Source organism: Neisseria sp. P0006.S009, assembly GCF_051962915.1.
GTDB classification, from domain to species: domain Bacteria; phylum Pseudomonadota; class Gammaproteobacteria; order Burkholderiales; family Neisseriaceae; genus Neisseria; species Neisseria subflava_E.
In genome coordinates this window covers 108,179-125,344 of the sequence record NZ_JBQCUV010000004.1, presented here as the reverse complement: position 1 = coordinate 125,344, position 17,166 = coordinate 108,179, and the positions used below count along the sequence as shown (strand labels likewise).

At 49.7% G+C, this 17,166-nt stretch carries 17 protein-coding genes and 2 tRNA genes; 2 read left to right on the top strand and 17 right to left on the bottom strand.

Annotation, left to right across the window (positions count from 1 at the left end; genetic code table 11):
- Nucleotides 1–11: 11 nt before the first annotated feature.
- From rapZ to ACTHTK_RS08280, 15 genes are all read right to left on the bottom strand, one after another.
- Entirely contained in the window at nt 12–866 is an 855-nt protein-coding gene (gene rapZ, locus ACTHTK_RS08350) for an RNase adapter RapZ (protein WP_063068857.1), read from the bottom strand.
- Entirely contained in the window at nt 847–1,809 is a 963-nt protein-coding gene (hprK, locus tag ACTHTK_RS08345; protein ID WP_004520066.1) for an HPr(Ser) kinase/phosphatase, read from the bottom strand. The genes rapZ and hprK overlap by 20 nt, the downstream gene beginning before the upstream one ends.
- A gap of 3 nt (nt 1,810–1,812) precedes the next feature.
- Complete coding sequence (gene ptsN, locus ACTHTK_RS08340; RefSeq protein ID WP_003680500.1) at nt 1,813–2,262, bottom strand: PTS IIA-like nitrogen regulatory protein PtsN; 450 nt, start codon at nt 2,260–2,262, stop codon at nt 1,813–1,815.
- A gap of 269 nt (nt 2,263–2,531) precedes the next feature.
- Entirely contained in the window at nt 2,532–3,452 is a 921-nt protein-coding gene (gene ubiA / locus ACTHTK_RS08335; RefSeq protein ID WP_107723013.1) for a 4-hydroxybenzoate octaprenyltransferase, read from the bottom strand.
- Between the two features lie 173 nt (nt 3,453–3,625).
- On the bottom strand, nt 3,626–4,120 hold the full coding sequence (locus tag ACTHTK_RS08330; protein ID WP_107723012.1) for a chorismate--pyruvate lyase family protein: 495 nt from the start codon (nt 4,118–4,120) through the stop codon (nt 3,626–3,628).
- Nucleotides 4,110–4,766: a dethiobiotin synthase gene (gene bioD, locus ACTHTK_RS08325; protein ID WP_107723011.1), complete on the bottom strand. Its 657-nt coding sequence runs from the start codon at nt 4,764–4,766 to the stop codon at nt 4,110–4,112. The genes ACTHTK_RS08330 and bioD overlap by 11 nt, the downstream gene beginning before the upstream one ends.
- The gene (gene bioA, locus ACTHTK_RS08320) at nt 4,763–6,052 is read right to left on the bottom strand and encodes an adenosylmethionine--8-amino-7-oxononanoate transaminase (protein ID WP_107723653.1); all 1,290 of its coding nucleotides are present in this window, start codon (nt 6,050–6,052) and stop codon (nt 4,763–4,765) included. Before bioA ends, bioD begins: the two co-directional genes overlap by 4 nt.
- Before the next feature lie 52 nt (nt 6,053–6,104).
- Entirely contained in the window at nt 6,105–7,010 is a 906-nt protein-coding gene (locus ACTHTK_RS08315; RefSeq protein WP_107723010.1) for a DMT family transporter, read from the bottom strand.
- 193 nt (nt 7,011–7,203) lie between these two features.
- Nucleotides 7,204–8,406, bottom strand: a complete 1,203-nt coding sequence (gene trpB, locus ACTHTK_RS08310; RefSeq protein ID WP_049322854.1) for a tryptophan synthase subunit beta — start codon at nt 8,404–8,406, stop codon at nt 7,204–7,206.
- Between the two features lie 112 nt (nt 8,407–8,518).
- Nucleotides 8,519–8,929, bottom strand: a complete 411-nt coding sequence (locus tag ACTHTK_RS08305; protein ID WP_107723009.1) for a hypothetical protein — start codon at nt 8,927–8,929, stop codon at nt 8,519–8,521.
- Nucleotides 8,930–8,933: 4 nt separating this feature from the next.
- Nucleotides 8,934–9,536, bottom strand: a complete 603-nt coding sequence (locus ACTHTK_RS08300) for a DNA glycosylase (protein WP_107723652.1) — start codon at nt 9,534–9,536, stop codon at nt 8,934–8,936.
- Between the two features lie 36 nt (nt 9,537–9,572).
- Nucleotides 9,573–10,193 carry a phosphoribosylanthranilate isomerase gene (locus tag ACTHTK_RS08295; RefSeq protein ID WP_107723008.1) on the bottom strand — a complete coding sequence of 207 codons (621 nt, stop codon included), beginning with the start codon at nt 10,191–10,193 and terminating at the stop codon, nt 9,573–9,575.
- A gap of 316 nt (nt 10,194–10,509) precedes the next feature.
- Complete coding sequence (locus tag ACTHTK_RS08290) at nt 10,510–12,735, bottom strand: DNA internalization-related competence protein ComEC/Rec2 (protein WP_107723007.1); 2,226 nt, start codon at nt 12,733–12,735, stop codon at nt 10,510–10,512.
- A 169-nt stretch (nt 12,736–12,904) separates the two neighbouring features.
- Nucleotides 12,905–12,979, bottom strand: a tRNA-Glu gene (locus ACTHTK_RS08285).
- A gap of 12 nt (nt 12,980–12,991) precedes the next feature.
- Nucleotides 12,992–13,068, bottom strand: a tRNA-Arg gene (locus ACTHTK_RS08280).
- 115 nt (nt 13,069–13,183) lie between these two features.
- Here ACTHTK_RS08280 and ACTHTK_RS08275 point away from each other — a divergent pair.
- Together ACTHTK_RS08275 and ACTHTK_RS08270 are read left to right on the top strand one after the other, a co-directional pair.
- Nucleotides 13,184–14,575 carry a 3'-5' exonuclease family protein gene (locus ACTHTK_RS08275; protein WP_049332047.1) on the top strand — a complete coding sequence of 464 codons (1,392 nt, stop codon included), beginning with the start codon at nt 13,184–13,186 and terminating at the stop codon, nt 14,573–14,575.
- A gap of 198 nt (nt 14,576–14,773) precedes the next feature.
- Nucleotides 14,774–15,565, top strand: coding sequence for a Cof-type HAD-IIB family hydrolase (locus ACTHTK_RS08270; RefSeq protein ID WP_107723006.1), 792 nt, complete (start codon nt 14,774–14,776; stop codon nt 15,563–15,565).
- A gap of 67 nt (nt 15,566–15,632) precedes the next feature.
- Here the strand turns inward: ACTHTK_RS08270 and ACTHTK_RS08265 are convergent, their stop codons facing one another.
- A complete protein-coding gene (locus ACTHTK_RS08265) occupies nt 15,633–15,839 on the bottom strand; it encodes a DUF2788 domain-containing protein (RefSeq protein ID WP_003747401.1) in 207 nt (68 codons plus the stop codon).
- Between the two features lie 89 nt (nt 15,840–15,928).
- The gene (gene metZ, locus ACTHTK_RS08260; RefSeq protein ID WP_107723005.1) at nt 15,929–17,098 is read right to left on the bottom strand and encodes an O-succinylhomoserine sulfhydrylase; all 1,170 of its coding nucleotides are present in this window, start codon (nt 17,096–17,098) and stop codon (nt 15,929–15,931) included.
- Nucleotides 17,099–17,166 lie beyond the last annotated feature (68 nt).

Below are 17,166 nucleotides of genomic sequence, written 5' to 3'. Positions count from 1 at the left end.
GAAACGGCAAGTTAGCGTCCTGCCAAGCTTTGTGCCTGACGATGGCGGACAAGGAGTTCGTAACGGCCTTTGAGGCGTTCGGCCAGTTTTTCCACAACATAAACGGAGCGGTGCTGACCGCCGGTACAACCGATGGCAATCGTTACATAACTGCGGCTCTCTTGTTGCAGGCGCGGCAACCAGCGGCTAATAAAATGGTCGATGTCATCAACCATTTCTTGAGCCAACGGCTGCTGGCCCAAATAATCTTGAATAGGCTTATCCATGCCGGTAAAGGGGCGCAATTCCGGATCGTAATACGGATTGGGCAAGCTGCGCATATCAAACATAAAGTCGGCATTGTTGGGAACGCCGTATTTGAAACCAAAGGATTCAAGAATGACCAGCAAACCGACACGTTCAATATTGAGCCATTGTTGCACGGCATAACGCAGCTGCTGTGCGTTCATTTTGGACGTATCGATGCAATATGCGATGTCTCTAAGCGGAAAGAGCCATTCGCGTTCTTTTTGCAGGCTTTCCAACAAGGTCAGATTATGGCCGGACAAAGGATGGCCGCGGCGGGTTTCTGAGAAGCGGCGAACCAACACGCCCTCTTCTGCTTCAATAAAGAGGACTTCGACTTGATGCCCTTCATTACGCAAATATTGGATTTGCTCTTGCGCTTCCTGAATATTGATACCGGAACGGATGTCAACACTGACACCGAGTTTGGTTTCATCGGCACGTTCGATATGGAGCGAGACCAACGACGGAAGCATTTCCAAAGGAAGGTTATCGACACAGTAATAGCCCAAATCTTCAAGCTGCTTGAGGGCTACGGATTTTCCTGAGCCGGATAAGCCGCTAATCAGGACGATTTTCATGGTTTTGTTCGTTTTCTTTGAGTTGTGTTTGATGGCGTTCGAGGAATTCTTTGGTGCTGTCCTTACCGCGCAATTGAAGGATGTAATTGCGCACTGCAGCTTCAACCAATACTGCTAAGTTTCGACCGATTGCAACAGGCAGGGTAACGGAACGGATGCTGACGTTGAGGATAGATTCAGTTTCGGTACGGATGCTCAATCGATCGAGTTGTTTCATGTATCCGTCGTCGGCCGGAACCAAATTGATAATCAGCTGGAGGATTTTTTTCGGACGGATGGAGGTTTCGCCAAAAATATGGCGGATATTGAGTATGCCCAAGCCACGTACTTCGAGGAAATCACGCAGCATCGGCGGGCAACGACCTTCCAGCATTTCTGGACCGGTACGGAAAAGTTCGACTGCATCATCGGCAATCAGGCTGTGGCCGCGCGAAATCAGCTCCAATGCCAATTCACTCTTACCCAAGCCGGATTGCCCGGTAATGAGTACGCCCACTTCAAATACATCCAAAAATACGCCGTGCTTGATGGTGGAAGTCGCCAATGTGCGTTGCAGATAAATCCGCAAAACGTCCATCAAGTGCGGGCTTTCCTGTTTGGAAGTCAGCAGAGGGATACTGTTGGTATGGCAATAATCGCGTAATTTGGGCGAAACCGGCAAACCGTTGGCGACGATGACCAAAGACATGGGGATGTCGAAAAGCTCACCGAAATCATAGTTAAGTTCGCCCGATTCCAGACGGCGTAAATATTCGGCTTCGGCTACGCCGACAACTTGAATTTGGTTGGGATGGATAAAGTTTAAGTGGCCGACCAAGGCCAAGACGGGTTTATCGGCTTCGACACCGATACGGTTGTCCGCGCCGGAATTGCCGGCAGCCCAAGCGAGTTCGAGTTTGTGCTGATTGTCGGAAAACAGGCGGCGGACGGATATGCTGGGCATGAATTACTCTTCGCTCAGGAGTGTGCGTACTTCTTCGGCAGAAGTCGCGGCCATCAACGCTTCACGGATGGCTTTTTGAGAGAATCTGCCGGCCAGTTTGGACAAGACTTCCAAATGTTCGCCGGTAGCGTTTTCAGGCACAAGCAGAATGAAAATCAGGGAAACGGGTTTACCGTCAGGCGCATCAAAGGCAACCGGCTCTTTGGTGCGGATAAACGCACCGGTGGCTTTTTTCACGCATGCGTGACGACCGTGAGGAATCGCCACCCCCTGCCCCAAACCGGTCGAACCAAGTTTTTCACGGGCAAACAGGCAGTCGAACACATTGGTATTCGGTAATTCTGCTTCATTCTCCAGCAGCTGTGCAGCCTCTTCAAACAGACGCTTTTTGCTGCTGACTTCCAAATCCAAAACGATATGGGACAAAGGTAAAATTTCGCCGATCAGGCTCATGTGTATCTCTTTTAAATGTCGCAAAACAATGGGATTGTACCGATTGTCGGTGCAAATCTCAATCCTGAAGGCGTAATTTACACTCGCCCTGCTAACATTTTCCATGTTGTTTTTGATATTTTTTAACGAGCTAAAAATAATCCAACTGTTTGCTTATATTGAATTTAAAGTAAAAATTCTATCATTAGACAAACTATGATTCAAATAAAAAGGGGTATGTCCGGCATACCCCTTTTCCCTTCCTTTTCAGACGGCCTCAACCTAGTTTTTTAAAACAATTTGGAAACCAAAAACAACCAGAAATAATGGCAGACCAATCCGCAAAACCACGCCAAGCCGATGCGGTTGTTGGCCAAAAACGTTTGGAAGCACAACTGACGGTCGCGAGTACGGATGGCCGCATATTGTTGGCACTGCCAATACGCGGTTATCGGCAATACCAGCCAATACGGCCAAGTTGCGCCGATTTTGATACCCAACACTACCATCAATACCGTAAACCAAAAATGGCAAAGCATGGTTGCGCTAATGTCGTGTTCGCCAAATGTGATTGCCGAAGTTTTAATGCCGATTTTCAAATCATCTTCTTTGTCCGCCATGGCATAAATCGTGTCGTAAGCCAGCGTCCATAAGGCATTGGCGGTAAACATCAGCCATGCTTCGGGAGGCACTCGGCCTTGCACGGCGGCAAAGGCCATGGGAATGCCGAACGAAAATGCCAGCCCCAAATAAAACTGCGGCAATGGGAAAAAGCGTTTGGTAAAAGGATATGTAACGGCCAGGAACAAGGCCGGAAGGCTCATCAGCCAAGTAAAACGGTTGAGCGGTACCAAGCATAAAGCGGCCATCAGACACAGCATGACAGTCAAAAGCAGCGCTTCAGTTTTGGAAACCAAGCCTTTGGCAAACGGGCGGTTTTTGGTGCGCTCTACTGCACCGTCAAAATTGCGGTCGGCAAAGTCATTCACGACGCAACCTGCGCTGCGCATCAGAAATGTACCTGCGGTAAAGGCAATAAAAATATCCGCGTCGGGAACACCTTTAGACGCAATCCACAATGCCCAATAAGTCGGCCACAGCAAAAGCAGGGTGCCGATGGGTTTGTCGATGCGCATCAGTTTGGCGTATATCACCATCCGTCCGACAGCGTAACGCGGTAAAAATTGTAGGAAAAAGCGCCGTATGTTCATTGGTGTAATGTGTCGTTGTATATGTATTGATGCTGAATGAAAGGCATTTTAGAGCCTTAGCTCTTATTATAATTTATTGCCGTCTAAAATCAAACAAATCTTAACAATTTAATTTATTGTATTATAACAGAATTATGACAAACATCGGTAATCGGTTTTATTTTCAGACAGCCTTATCGGTATAAATCCATTAATTTCAATAAGAAATATTCTGTTAATTCCAATGTTTCGCCGTTCCAATCGAAATACGAGCGGCGCGCGGTAACAGGCCGTCTGAAAGATGGATGGTCGGAATCTTCAAAACGAAGAAACTCAAAATCCGAACGTTTCAACGGCAATGTACCGTCAAACAGGCGCTCGCCCAAAGGCTGCGTTCCGCAATCCAATAATTCTGTCCATAGACGGCTATCCGGTCTGCACGCGCTTCTAGCTTGTATCACTGTTTCGCCGTCCAGTTTCAGCAAAACATCGCGCACAAAGATTTCGTCTCCGTTTTCTGCTCCCTTCGTCAAACCCAAATACACGGGCTCGACTGAAAAATCCTTGCCTGATGCGCGCAGAGCGGCGGTTAGCGAAGAAACAGTCAGTAGATGTTCGGCCTTAGACGGCAAAAGACTTGAAGCTTCGGCATGTGAACAAAGCGTGCCACGCGGTATATCAAGCTCCATCTGACACCCCTGTCTTGGCCAACTCCTGCCATTTGGCTTCGGGAAACTCATCTTTCAGACGGCCTTTAAGATATTCCAAAGTATCGCCGGCAACGGTTTCATCTTTGCTGTCGTGAATATGGTTGAAAATCAGGCTGTACAGGCTGATGCCGTATTGTTTGAGCGCGGTGAAGCTGAGCAGGGTGTGGTTGATACTGCCGAGCCGTCCGCTGGTAACGAGGATGACGGGATAATCTTGTTGCTGAATATAATCAATGGTTAATAGATTTTCCGTCAGCGGAACCATCAATCCACCCGCGCCTTCGACCAAGACGATTTCGTATTGCGTCGCCAACTCTTGAGTGGTGGTACGGATTTTGTCCAAATCCAAAGCCCTGCCGCCAAGACGGGCGGCGAGATGGGGCGAGGCGGGATAGCTGAAGATTTCGGGCATGGTCAGCCCTTGCTTGTCGGCTTCCTGCATGGGTATGCCCATGATTTTACGGTGGACGGCGATGTCTTCAGCGATGTCTTGGCAACCAGTTTGCACAGGCTTTTGCGTGATTACGCTTTTGCCTTGCTGCAATAATTGTTTTGCCAACATGCCGGTGGCGACGGTTTTGCCAATGTCCGTATCAATGCCGCTGACGAAGTAAACGCCTTTCATTTGTTGTGTTCCTTCAAAATGTGCACGGTTTTGTCGGCAAGTTCGGTTAAGAGGCCGTCTGAAATAATGTAAGGCGGCATGAGGTACACCAGCCTGCCGAATGGACGCACCCAAATGCCCTGCATCACGCAATCCGCTTGAAAACGCGCCATATCCACACCTTTTTCCAGCTCGATCACCCCGATAGCACCCAAAACGCGCACGTCTTTCACGCCGCGAATGTCCCATGCAGCTTTCAAACGGCCTTTTAAGATGCTTTCGATGCGGCGGATATTTGCCTGCCAATCTTGGGACAAAAGCAGTTTGACCGAAGCGCAGGCAACGGCACACGCCAGCGGGTTTGCCATAAATGTCGGGCCGTGCATGAACACACCCGCTTCGCCGCGCGAAATTGTTTCGGTAACTTTTTGCGAAGTGATTGCCGCCGCCAGCGTCATATAGCCGCCGCTCAAGCCCTTGCCGATACACATAATATCCGGCACGACCTCCGCGTGTTCGCAGGCAAACATCTTGCCCGTGCGCCCGAATCCGGTGGCAATTTCGTCAAAAATCAACACGATATCAAATTCGTCGCATAAATCGCGCAATCCGCGAAGATATTGCGGATGATAAAAATACATGCCGCCCGCGCCCTGCACGACCGGTTCCAAAATAAAGGCGGCAATATCCGCATGATGTGCTTCAAACAAGGCGCGGACAGGCTGCAAATCCGCCCCGTCCCATTCATCGTCGAAACGGCTTTTCGGATTATCGACAAAATAACGCTGCGGCAGAGCGCTGCCGAAAATATGGTGCATCCCCGTTTCCGGATCGCAGACCGACATCGCGTTCCAAGTATCGCCGTGATACCCGCGCCGTACCGTCGTAATATTCTGCTTCGCGGTCAAACCCCGCGCCTGCTGGTATTGCACTGCCATCTTCAACGCGACTTCCACCGAAACCGAACCCGAATCCGCATAAAAAATACGGTCCAGCCCCTGCGGCAAAATCCCGACCAACAATTTGCCTAGCTCCACCGCAGGCTCATGCGTCAAACCGCCGAACATCACATGCGACATCTGCTTAATCTGCGCCTCAACCGCCTGATTCAAAACGGGATGATTGTAGCCGTGTATCGCACACCACCAAGACGACATCCCGTCAATCAGCCGCGTGCCGTCCGCCAATTCGATGTGTACACCTTCCGCTCGGCGCACCGGATAAACAGGCAATGGGTCGGTCATGGAAGTATAGGGATGGAGCAGATGGGTACGGTCGAAATCGAGCAGGGAGGAATGTTCAGACATGTTGAAAACAATGGTTTGATCAGTTTCATTATTATATAACATATTTACCTTTTCAGACGGCACGTCTTCCGTACTGCATCAACGCCAATCCGCTCACCGCCGCCAAACAGCCGACAACCAAGGAAACATGCAATGCCTCGCCCAAAAACCAAGCGGAACACAAAATGCCGAATACCGGCACCAAAGTGATGTACGCCGCCGCGCTGCCGGCACCCAAAGTCTTCACGCCTTCAAAATACCACGCATAGCTCAAGACCGTTGCCCCGACAGACAACCCAATCAAAGCAAACCAGCCCCTGCCGTCCATTTCGGCAAGCATACCAAACGGCAGGCCGTCTGAAATCAGCGCAGGCGGCAGCAACATCATTGCACCCAGCCAAGCGGTAGCCACGGTGACCGTCAGCGCATCAATCCCCTGCAACACCGCCCTACCTATCATCGTATAAGTAACCAAGCAGCAAAGGCTGAAAAACACCAGCACTTCGCCCCACCCTATGCCGCCGCCCGACAAAAATGCCGCAATCTCGCCATGCGTGACCGCCCATATCGAACCTGCCACTGCCAACAACATGCCCGACACAATCTTGCCGTTGAGCTTCTCGCCAAACAGCAAAGCCGCAAAAAACATCGTCAACACAGGATTGAACGTGACCAACACCGTCGCCCTTGAAGCAGGAATCCGCTGCAAACCCAGCATAGACAACACAGTAAAACCAAATACGCCGAATGCCGCCGCCAGTGCCAATCCAAGCCATTGTTTGCGCGACAAAACTGCCAAAGTACGCAATCGATACCGTGCAAACAGCCAGCCCAAAAGCAAGATTGCCGCCGTCAAAAAGCGCAGCATACCGCCCGTTAAAGGCGGCAACGCCTGTCCCAGCATCCGCCCCATCGGCCAAGATGCGCCCCAAAACGCCGCCATGCCCAATAGTTTTAGATGGATTGCTAAATGTTTCATGGTGATGGATAACTTGAATAATCGGTTTAGAAAGCGTACAAGCTCGGTTTGGAAGGATAAATTTCCTTAGCCGCCGATACTTAATAGAGTTTGCGCGGATAAAATACTACGCTAATCATTACGGAAACAAAGGCCGTCTGAAAGACTGAAATCCAGCTTTTTCAGACGGCCTTTGCTGCTCAATCAATAAGGCTTACAACTCAATGCCTTTGAGTTTCGCCACGGTATTAATGTCTTTATCGCCACGACCAGAGAGGTTGACCAAAATCACTTGGTCTTTGCTCATTTTAGGCGCGTTTTTCACCGCCCAAGCAACGGCATGGCTGGACTCCAGCGCAGGAATAATGCCCTCAAAACGGCAGAGCAAATCAAAGGCTTCAAGTGCTTCGTCGTCTTTGGCAACGGTGTATTCCACACGGTTGATGTCGTTCAAATGGCTGTGTTCCGGGCCGATGCCTGGGTAGTCCAATCCTGCGGAAACAGAGTGCGTACCCAAAACTTGGCCGTTTTCGTCCTGCATCAAATAGCTGCGGAAACCGTGCAATACGCCGATAGGGGCTTTGCTGGTAATCGGTGCGGCGTGATCGGGCGTATCCACACCCAAACCGCCTGCTTCTACGCCGACCAAACGTACGTTTTCTTCTTCGATATAGGGATGGAACAAACCGATGGCGTTCGAGCCGCCGCCTACGCAGGCAACGGCAACATCAGGTTGGCGGCCGATGGCTTCCAACATTTGCTCTTTGGCTTCATTGCCGATCACGCATTGGAAATCGCGTACCATTTCAGGATACGGCGCAGGGCCTGCGGCAGTGCCGATGATGTAGAACGTATCATCCACACGCGCCACCCATTCGCGCATGGCTTCGTTCATCGCGTCTTTCAATGTACGGCTGCCGCTGTCAACACTGACCACGTTCGCACCAAGCAGCTTCATACGGAACACATTGGGCATTTGACGTTGGATATCGTCCGCGCCCATGTACACATCGCAAGTCATGCCGAAGCGTGCGGCGACGGTGGCAGAAGCCACGCCGTGCTGACCCGCGCCGGTTTCGGCAATCACGCGTTTTTTACCCATGCGGCGGGCGAGCAATGCCTGACCGATGGTGTTGTTCACTTTGTGTGCGCCGGTGTGGTTCAAATCTTCACGCTTCAGCCAGATTTGCGCGCCGCCCAAATGCTCGGACAATCGCGCGGCATGGTAAACAGGGCTGGGTCGGCCGACATAGTGTTTCAAATCATGGCGGAACTCTTCCCAAAATGAAGGATCTTCTTTCGCTGCTTTATAGGCTTCTGCCAATTCTTGCAAAGCAGGAATCAGGGTTTCGGAAACGTACAGGCCGCCGTGTTCGCCGAAAAAGCCGTTCTCGTCGGGAGCGTGATAATTTTTCATGGGATTTTTCCTTGTTCGTTTTATGGTTTCAGACGGCCTGATTCAGTAAAAGGCCGTCTGAAAGTAAAAATTGTCAGCAATTATAGCTGTTTTCCATTCATCTTGTCGGCAACTAATTGAATAATAATATCAGCAGACAAAATAGGAACAACAGCGTACAGCTCGATGTTGCAATCAATGCCGTACCCAACGGCGGCGCAATATATTTTTCTTTGTTTTTGTTTCTCATGCATAGTTTTAATACCAACATCCCCAGCCACAGCGCCAGCAACCAACAACCCAAAAAGTTAAGCACAAGCAAAGCAATAATCAACTCATTGGTATTTATAGTGCTTACGTTCAAAAATATCCAATTAAGGCCGTTAACAGACATAATGACTGCAGATATTTGTATCACATACAAAAGCGTTCCGCCCAACAATACCTTGATATGCCATTGTTTGGCCTTCAGCCACACTGAGACGACATTAAAAAGCCACCACAAAGCCATAAACGTCATTAAAGAAATTTCATAACGGTCCATCGCCTTACTCCTGAAAAACAGTCAATCCAGCCGTTTCAAAAAAAGCCCGATACGCCGCCGCTTTTTTCGCCAAACTCAAAGGATAGGCACGCGAAGTCGAGGGCAGGCGCGTCAGGGTTAACTCACGTCCAGCATAGGGGAACAGTACTGTTTCACCGGTCTTCGGCATTTTCATGCCGCTGCCTTGAATCTCCAACAAAACTTCGGTTGCCTTGCCGCCAGTGGTGCAAAGATGGCGGCACTCGGGCATTTGTGCCAATACTGCCGCTAAATCGACGGTTTCTATCACTTTTAAAAACTTATCCGAAGCATTACCATGTTCGCGTATTGCCTTCAACACGGTCGGACAGGATGCAATCCCCTTCTCACTCAAAAACGCTTTGATTTTATCGGCATCAAACGCCTTTTCGCCCTGCTTTTGAAAATGCGTCGCATCACCAAAAAACACCAACCCATACACACGCCACATATCGTTTTGAAAATTCGGATAATGAAACTGCATCGCGTGTTTTTCTTCTTTAGGCGGAAACGTCCCCATCATCATGACTGTTGCCTGCGGTGGCAACAAGGCTGCAAAGGGGTGGGACTCGACGATTGGCTCTTGCATATCTGTATTCCGGTTGTTTTTCATTCAAACAAAATTTCAGACGGCCTTTACTGCCTGAATAAACGCCGCCATTTTATCCCTGCTCTTAACCCCACCGGAGATTTCTACGCCGCCGGACACATCTACCGCCGCAGCGCCACTGATTTTTACCGCTTCGGCAACGTTTTCCGCAGTCAATCCTCCGGCAAGTATCCACGGTTTGCCGATATTGCCGTGCAACATGGTCCAATCGAAACTTTGTCCCGTACCGCCGTATTCGGTCGGATGATAAGCATCAAACAGCAAGGCGCGGGCATTCGGAAATTTGGCACAGGCCGTCTGAATATCGGCAGCTGACTGTACACGCACGGCCTTCAAATACGGGCGGTCAAACCGACGGCAAAAATCATCGTCTTCATCGCCGTGAAACTGAATCACATCTATCGGCACCTGACACAAAATCTTACGGATGGTTTGCTCGTTTTCATTCACAAACAAGGCCACCACCGATACAAACGGCGGCAGGTTTTTCACAACCGCCTGCGCCTGCTCAATATTCACTGCCCGTTTGCTCTTGGCGTAAAACACCAGCCCGATGGCATCCGCGCCCAATTCGGCCGCGGCCAGCGCGTCTTCAGGTCGGGTAATACCGCAAATTTTGGTGCGTATGGTGTTCATGGGGATTGCCTTTTTAAACAGATGGGTCGGATATTATATAGTTAACAAACACAAAGTTTAAGGCCGTCTGAACATGAAATATCAGGTTCAGACGGCCTTAAACTTTAAAACAACCATCAGCCGATATTACTAATAACTTTGTGATTATTCCCCTATTTCTAAACTGCCTATTTTTTCATCACGATTAATTTATTCTTTATTATCAAATATCAAACCAACCTATCCACAATTGGATTCACACAAAATTTGGATAACGCCCGTCAATAAAAAATATTAAGGCCGTCTGAAAAGTCTTTCAGACGGCCTTTTATCCTTTTTACTCAAACGGTTTCTTCTGCCAATAAAACTTATCCTTTTTCAAACGGCCTTGAAATATATCGCCCTGTCCCAAAGCAAACACCAACGCGCCTGACAAATCCGTTCTCAACAAAGTAATGCCGTGCGCGCGGACACGATTTTGTACGGCAACGGTCGGATGTTTGTAGGCATTGGCATAGCCGCTGGATGCCACGGCATATTGCGGCGAAACCGTATGCAGAAAGCTGCCCGACGAAGCCGTGCTGCTGCCGTGATGGCCCAATACCAACACTTGGCTATACAGCGCATTGCCGTATTTCTCAATCAAACCGGCCTCGCCCTTCACGCCTAAATCGCCGGTTATCAACAAGGCTTTGCCGTTTGCCACGACACGCAATACGCAGCTTTGGTCGTTATCTTCCTTGCCCGTATTTTCAGACGGCCTGAGCAACTCAAAATCTACGCCGTCCCATTGCCATTTGTCTTCTTGGCAAAACTCTGCATTCGGATAAAACTCAGGTTGTCCGGCAAGCAATTTATCGGTACCGACAGCCGCTACACTTTGAAAACCACCGTCATGATCAATATCATGGTGCGACAAAATCAGGCTGTCCAAACGGCGCACACCCATAGCATTCAAACTCGGCACAATACCTGTTTGCGCCACTTGCTCCGTTCCTGTATCAAACAAAAGATTGCGGTTGCGCGTTTGCACCAACACCGACAAACCTTGTCCTGCATCCATCACCGTAACTCTTGCCATCCCTTCCTCCAGCTTGGCAGGACGGTAAAACACAAAACCCAATAAAACCAGACATGCCCAAGGTTTCAAGCCCATTCCTTTGGGCAGCAATAACAGCAAAGCCGCCATCATCGCCAACACCAGCGAAGGCACAGGCGCCGCTGCGACGGCAAATTCAGGCGATACCGTAGCCAGCCATACCAAACCGCGTAAAGTATATTCCGCCAAAAATGCCGCTACCAACTGAACAAGTTCAAACGGAAAAACCGAACCCAGCAAAGCCAACGGCGTCAACACCCAAGAAAACCAAGGAATAGCCAGCGCATTAACCAACGGACTGAGCAAAGGTAACGAAGCAAACAAATAGCCCAGCAATACCACCGACAACACCGTTGCCGCCCATTGCCCCCGTACAGCCAAACGCCAGCCCGACTCTTTCAGACGACCTGATGAAGCCCAAATCAAAGCAGCAACCAAGCCGAAAGACAACCAAGTTCCCACGCCCAATACTGCCAACGGGTCCAACAGCAAAACAACGGCCAAGGCCTGCCACCACGCCGTCCAGCCCGAGCCGCCACTGCCGCGCCACCATGCCCACGCAAACGCAGCCAACATCAACACACTGCGTTGCGTCGGTACAGAAAAACCGGCCAAAAGCGCATAAAACAAAGCACCAGCAAAACCGCCAGCCAATATCCACACACGCGGTTTTGCCGGAATCCACAGCAAATAACGGAAAATTCGCTTAATCAGCCAGGCAAACAATACCGCCACCATCGTCACATGCAAGCCCGAAATGCTGACCAAGTGCGTCAACCCCAAAGGACGGAATGCCTGCCACAAAGGCGGCCGCAACGCCGATTGCTCGCCAATACTCAAAGCACGCATCAGCCCTATGCCGTCTGAAAACTCAGGATATTTGTCCGCCGTTCTCTGCCAACTCCGGCTTACCGCATCACGCATATCAGCCAAACCAAAACCACCACCTTGCCGCACGAGTTTCCTGTCGCGCCCCAAAGTACCCATGCCATCGATACCATTGGCCAAAGCCCATGTTTCACGGTTCAAACCGCGCACATTCACTTCACCGATTACCGGCCTTACCCGAGCCGATACAGACCACCTGCTGCCCACCACCCAATCGCGCCGCTGATAATCCGACAACATCAAATCAAAAACCTGCCCACGCTCATCCCAAGCCCTTGCCGCAAACTGCACGCGCCGACCATCATCACGCGGCATATCCGCCACTTCAACCATCAAAACTTTAGCCGCAGCCTCCCCCACAGGCCATTGACCAGCCAAAACCAGCCCAGTCCGCCACACACCAAACGCCATGCCCACGCAAACAGCCAGCACCAACCAAGCCACAGCAAATCTTCGACACAACGCAAGCGCGCCAATAATTACAGCCAACCAAACCCACCATGGCGGCACAAACGGCAACGCAAACGAAAGCACTACCCCAACCACCCAAGCAGGCAACACAAACCACCACGCCATGAACGTTTTCCCTTAAATTATGATTATTAGATATGTAATAATAAATGCTTTTAGTATATTATGACAAATACCAACCAGCGTTAACTGATAAAAAGAGAGGTTCAAATCATTTCAAAACTGATAGACGCAAAAAAGCGCAATCCGAAACAGATTGCGCTTTTTTATAAACTGGCACGCCCACGGGGAATCGAACCCCGGTTACCGCCGTGAAAGGGCGATGTCCTAACCGCTAGACGATGGGCGCGGAGATTCTCTGTGGCGCACCCGGAGCGATTCGAACGCCCGACCCTCTGGTTCGTAGCCAGATACTCTATCCAACTGAGCTACGGGTGCATCAAGAAAGATTTGAATTATAAAGAGAGGGCTGTTTACTGTCAAGCGTTTAATTTGGAAAACTTGCAGACAGCGTGTAAAATGCGCATTTGCTATTGAATTTACAGAGAATAAAATGTCAGATTTCGCACGCTGGCCGCTCTTATCCGAAGCATTTTCCCGTTTGGGACGACCTGTGGTCGTGGTGGATTTGGAGACGACCGGTGGAAATTTCTATCAAGACAGGATAACGGAAGTCGCCCTTGTTCGTTTTGAGCAAGGACGCGCCACACATTACGAGCAATTGGTCAATCCTTGCCGCAGCATTCCCGAATTTGTTGCCAGACTGACCGGAATTCATGATGAAACGGTGAAAAACGCGCCTGTCTTTGCCGATATTGCAGCCGATTTGTTGCCGCTGTTGCAAGGTGCAGTGGTTGTTGCACACAACAGCCGCTTTGACTACACCTTCCTGCGCCACGAGTTTGCCCGTATCCATACTGACTTTGCCGCACCCTCGCTCTGTACAGTTCAACTGTCGCGCCGCCTGTATCCTGAGTTTTACAAACACAGCCTCGACAGCATTATCGAACGCACCGGCATTCAGACGGCCAACCGCCACCGCGCCATGACCGATGTTACCGCATTGTGTGATTATCTCGAATTAAGTCTGGCAGAAAAAAATCATCAACAATGGGACGAACACGTCCGTGTATTGATGAATCCGAAAATGTTGCCCACTTGGCTGCCTGATTCGCTTGCCCAACAGCTCTATGCCCTGCCCGACAGTTACGGCGTATTGGTTTGGTTTGACCATTTCGGCAAAGCCCAAGCCATTGAAGCACATGAACGCGCATACAGTGAAACCGCTACCCTGCTGCACAGCAAAAAACTGCCGCCGCACATCAAAGCCGCAACCTCCATCCGTTTTATTCCTGCAGTCGGACAGCTCCATACATTATGGCTCAAAGCCCAGACCATGCAGGAATACCAACTGATGCCGTCTGAAAAGTCCACATCGTTTTCTACCGTCCGCTTTATCGCTGACGAACACGGCAGCCTTCAAGCACGCATTGTCTTGTTAAACAGCGGCACCAGAAATTGGCGCCCTTACGGTTTGTTTGCCCACAAAAAAGCAGCCAAACGCGCTTTGACGCAATGGTCGCAAGAACACAGACTCTGCCCGGATTCGCTCAATATTTTGCCGACCAGCTACGCAAAAGGCGAACCCTGCCCTGTCGAGGCCGTCGGAAAATGCAATGGTAACTGCCGCCAGTCAAACGGCATCAAACATCAAAATCAACGCATTACCGAGCTGGCCGCCCTACTCCCCGTAACCGATTGGGGCAAAGCGCACGAAATTGAAATTACCGAAACCGATCCCCTGACCGGAAACAGCATTACTCTGCTCTGCGCCGGCGGCGCGTTGGCATTGCCTGATGGAAGCTGGTATTTCGACAGCAGTCTGCCTCTTGTGATTAAAAACAAATTCAGGCAAGACAAGGAAAATATCCGTTTGATTGCTTAAAACAAGGCCGTCTGAAAACCAAATCTTCAGACGGCCTATTGTGAATAACTTTCCACTTTATTCTCAAAATAAAAATCTGCCTAAAATTTAATCAGAACTTATTTTTATAATAGCAATCAAATACTAAACCAATTTATACACAAGCTGTTCACACAATTTTCAATGAAAGCTGTGTATACCCAGCCCAACGAGTAAACCATGAACAACCCTGAAATCATCTTCTTTGACATCGACGACACCCTCTACCGAAAATACACGGATACCTTACGTCCTTCGGTTGCCCAAGCCATGCGCGCATTAAAAGCCAAAGGCATTTTAACTGCCATTGCCACCGGCCGTCCGGAAGCCGCCATTCCCGCCAAAGTCAAAGCCTTGATTCAAGAATGCGGTATCGACATGCTCGTTACCATCAACGGCCAATATATTTCCTTTCGCGGCAAACCCCTGCAAAGCTACCCATTGGACATTGCCGACATAGAAACCGCCATCAACCTGCTTGAACAACACAAAATAGACTACGCATTCGTCAACAACCAAGAAATTGCCGTTTCCTCCCATTCGCCGCGCGTTGTCGAAGGCTTATCGCATATCCTGCCCAACTTCCTGACGGACAAAGAATATTTCCGCAAACAGCCTGTTTATCAAATGTTGGTCTTTGTGGATAAGGAAGAAGAAAAAATCCTGCAACCCCTGACCCAACAACACGGCTTCAAATCCGTCCGCTGGCATGAATATGCTGTGGACCTGCTGCGCAAAGAAGGTTCAAAAGCACGGGGCATCGCCCACGCAGTGGAAAAACTGGGCATTGATATGAGCAAAGTAATGGCATTCGGCGACAGCTTCAACGACTTGGAAATGCTGTCAACCGTCGGCTTTGGCGTTGCCATGGGCAATGGCGAAGAAGCAGCCAAAGCTGCCGCACAATTCGTCTGCCCAAGTATCGATGAAGACGGCGTACTGCGCGGCTTGCAAGAATTGGGCGTCATTTAAACCATCAAATCAAAAGGCCGTCTGAACATTTTCAGACGGCCTTGTACGTTTTCCAGCAAGGTAATGCTTACTTCGGCAATACCAAAAAGCTAATCAGCAATTCTTTAAATACGAATCCAAACACACCCAAGCCCAAAACCAAGAAGAGCATGGCAATGCCGAATTTGCCGGCTTTGGATTCTTTACCCAAGTTCCAAACGATAAAGCCCAAAAAGATAATCAGGCCGGTGAGGAGGATTTTCATTGCCCATGAGGCGAATTCTGCTTCAGACATTATTTTTTTCCTTTTATTCTTAAGATGTGTGTTTAATTGCTTTCAGACGGCCTATTAAAATTTAAGGCCGTCTGAAATTTGTTTTTAGATTATTTGTTCAATGCTTGTTGCAAATCATCAATCAAATCGTCGATGTGTTCCAAACCGACAGAGAGACGGATCAAGCCCGGGCGGATATTGGCGGCGAGTTTTTCTTCAGGCTGCATCCGGCCGTGCGTGGTTGTCCACGGATGGGTGATGGTTGAACGCACATCGCCGAGGTTGGCAGTACGGGAGAAAAGCTCCACGCCGTCCACGACTTTCCATGCGGATTCTTGGTCGGCGACTTCAAAGCCGATGACGATGCCGCCACCGTTTTGTTGCTTGCGGATAAGCTCTGCCTGCGGATGGTCGGGCAAACCGGTGTAATATACGGCTTGGACTTGCGGCTGTTGTTGCAGCCATTGGGCGATTTTTAATGCATTGTCGAACTGTTTTTCCATACGCAGCGATAAGGTTTCTACACCGCTCAACAACTGCCATGCGTTAAACGGAGACATTGCCAAACCGCAAGAGTTGCAATACATGGCAACTTGCGTCATCAATTCTTCCGAACCGGCCAACACGCCACCCATCACGCGGCCGTGGCCGTCGATGGCTTTGGTTGCGGAAGAAACGGAAATATCCGCACCGTGTTTCAAAGGCTGAGAACCGACGGGCGATAAGAGGCTATTGTCCACCACCAAAAGCGCGCCGATGCTGTGCGCCAGTTCAGCCAGCACTTCCAAATCGGCAACTTCGCCCAATGGATTGGACGGAGTTTCCAAGAAAAACAGTTTGGTATTGGGCTTGATGGCAGCTTTCCATTCATCTACATCAACCGGCGATACATGGCTGACTTCGATGCCGAACTTGGTAACGATGTTATTGATGAAACCGACAGTTGTACCAAACAGGCTGCGGCTGGAAATAACATGATCACCGGCTTGCAAGAAGGTAAAAAACGCTGCCTGAATCGCGGACATACCGGTCGAAGTGGCTACCGCACGCTCTGCGCCTTCCAATGCGGCAATGCGTTTTTCAAAAGCGGCAGTAGTCGGATTGGCTGTACGGGTATAGGTAAAACCTTTAATTTTTTTGGAAAACAAATCTGCCGCATGTTGCGCGCTTTCCCACATGAAGCTGCTGGTCAAAAACAGCGCCTGATTGTGTTCGCGATATTCGGTCTGCTCTTTGCCGCCCCGGATGGCCAGCGTTTGCGGATGAAGTTTTTTGTTCATTTATTCTCCAATCTACTGTGTATTCCAATGGACGAAACAATATTTTCCGTCTGTTTAACTTGTTAACA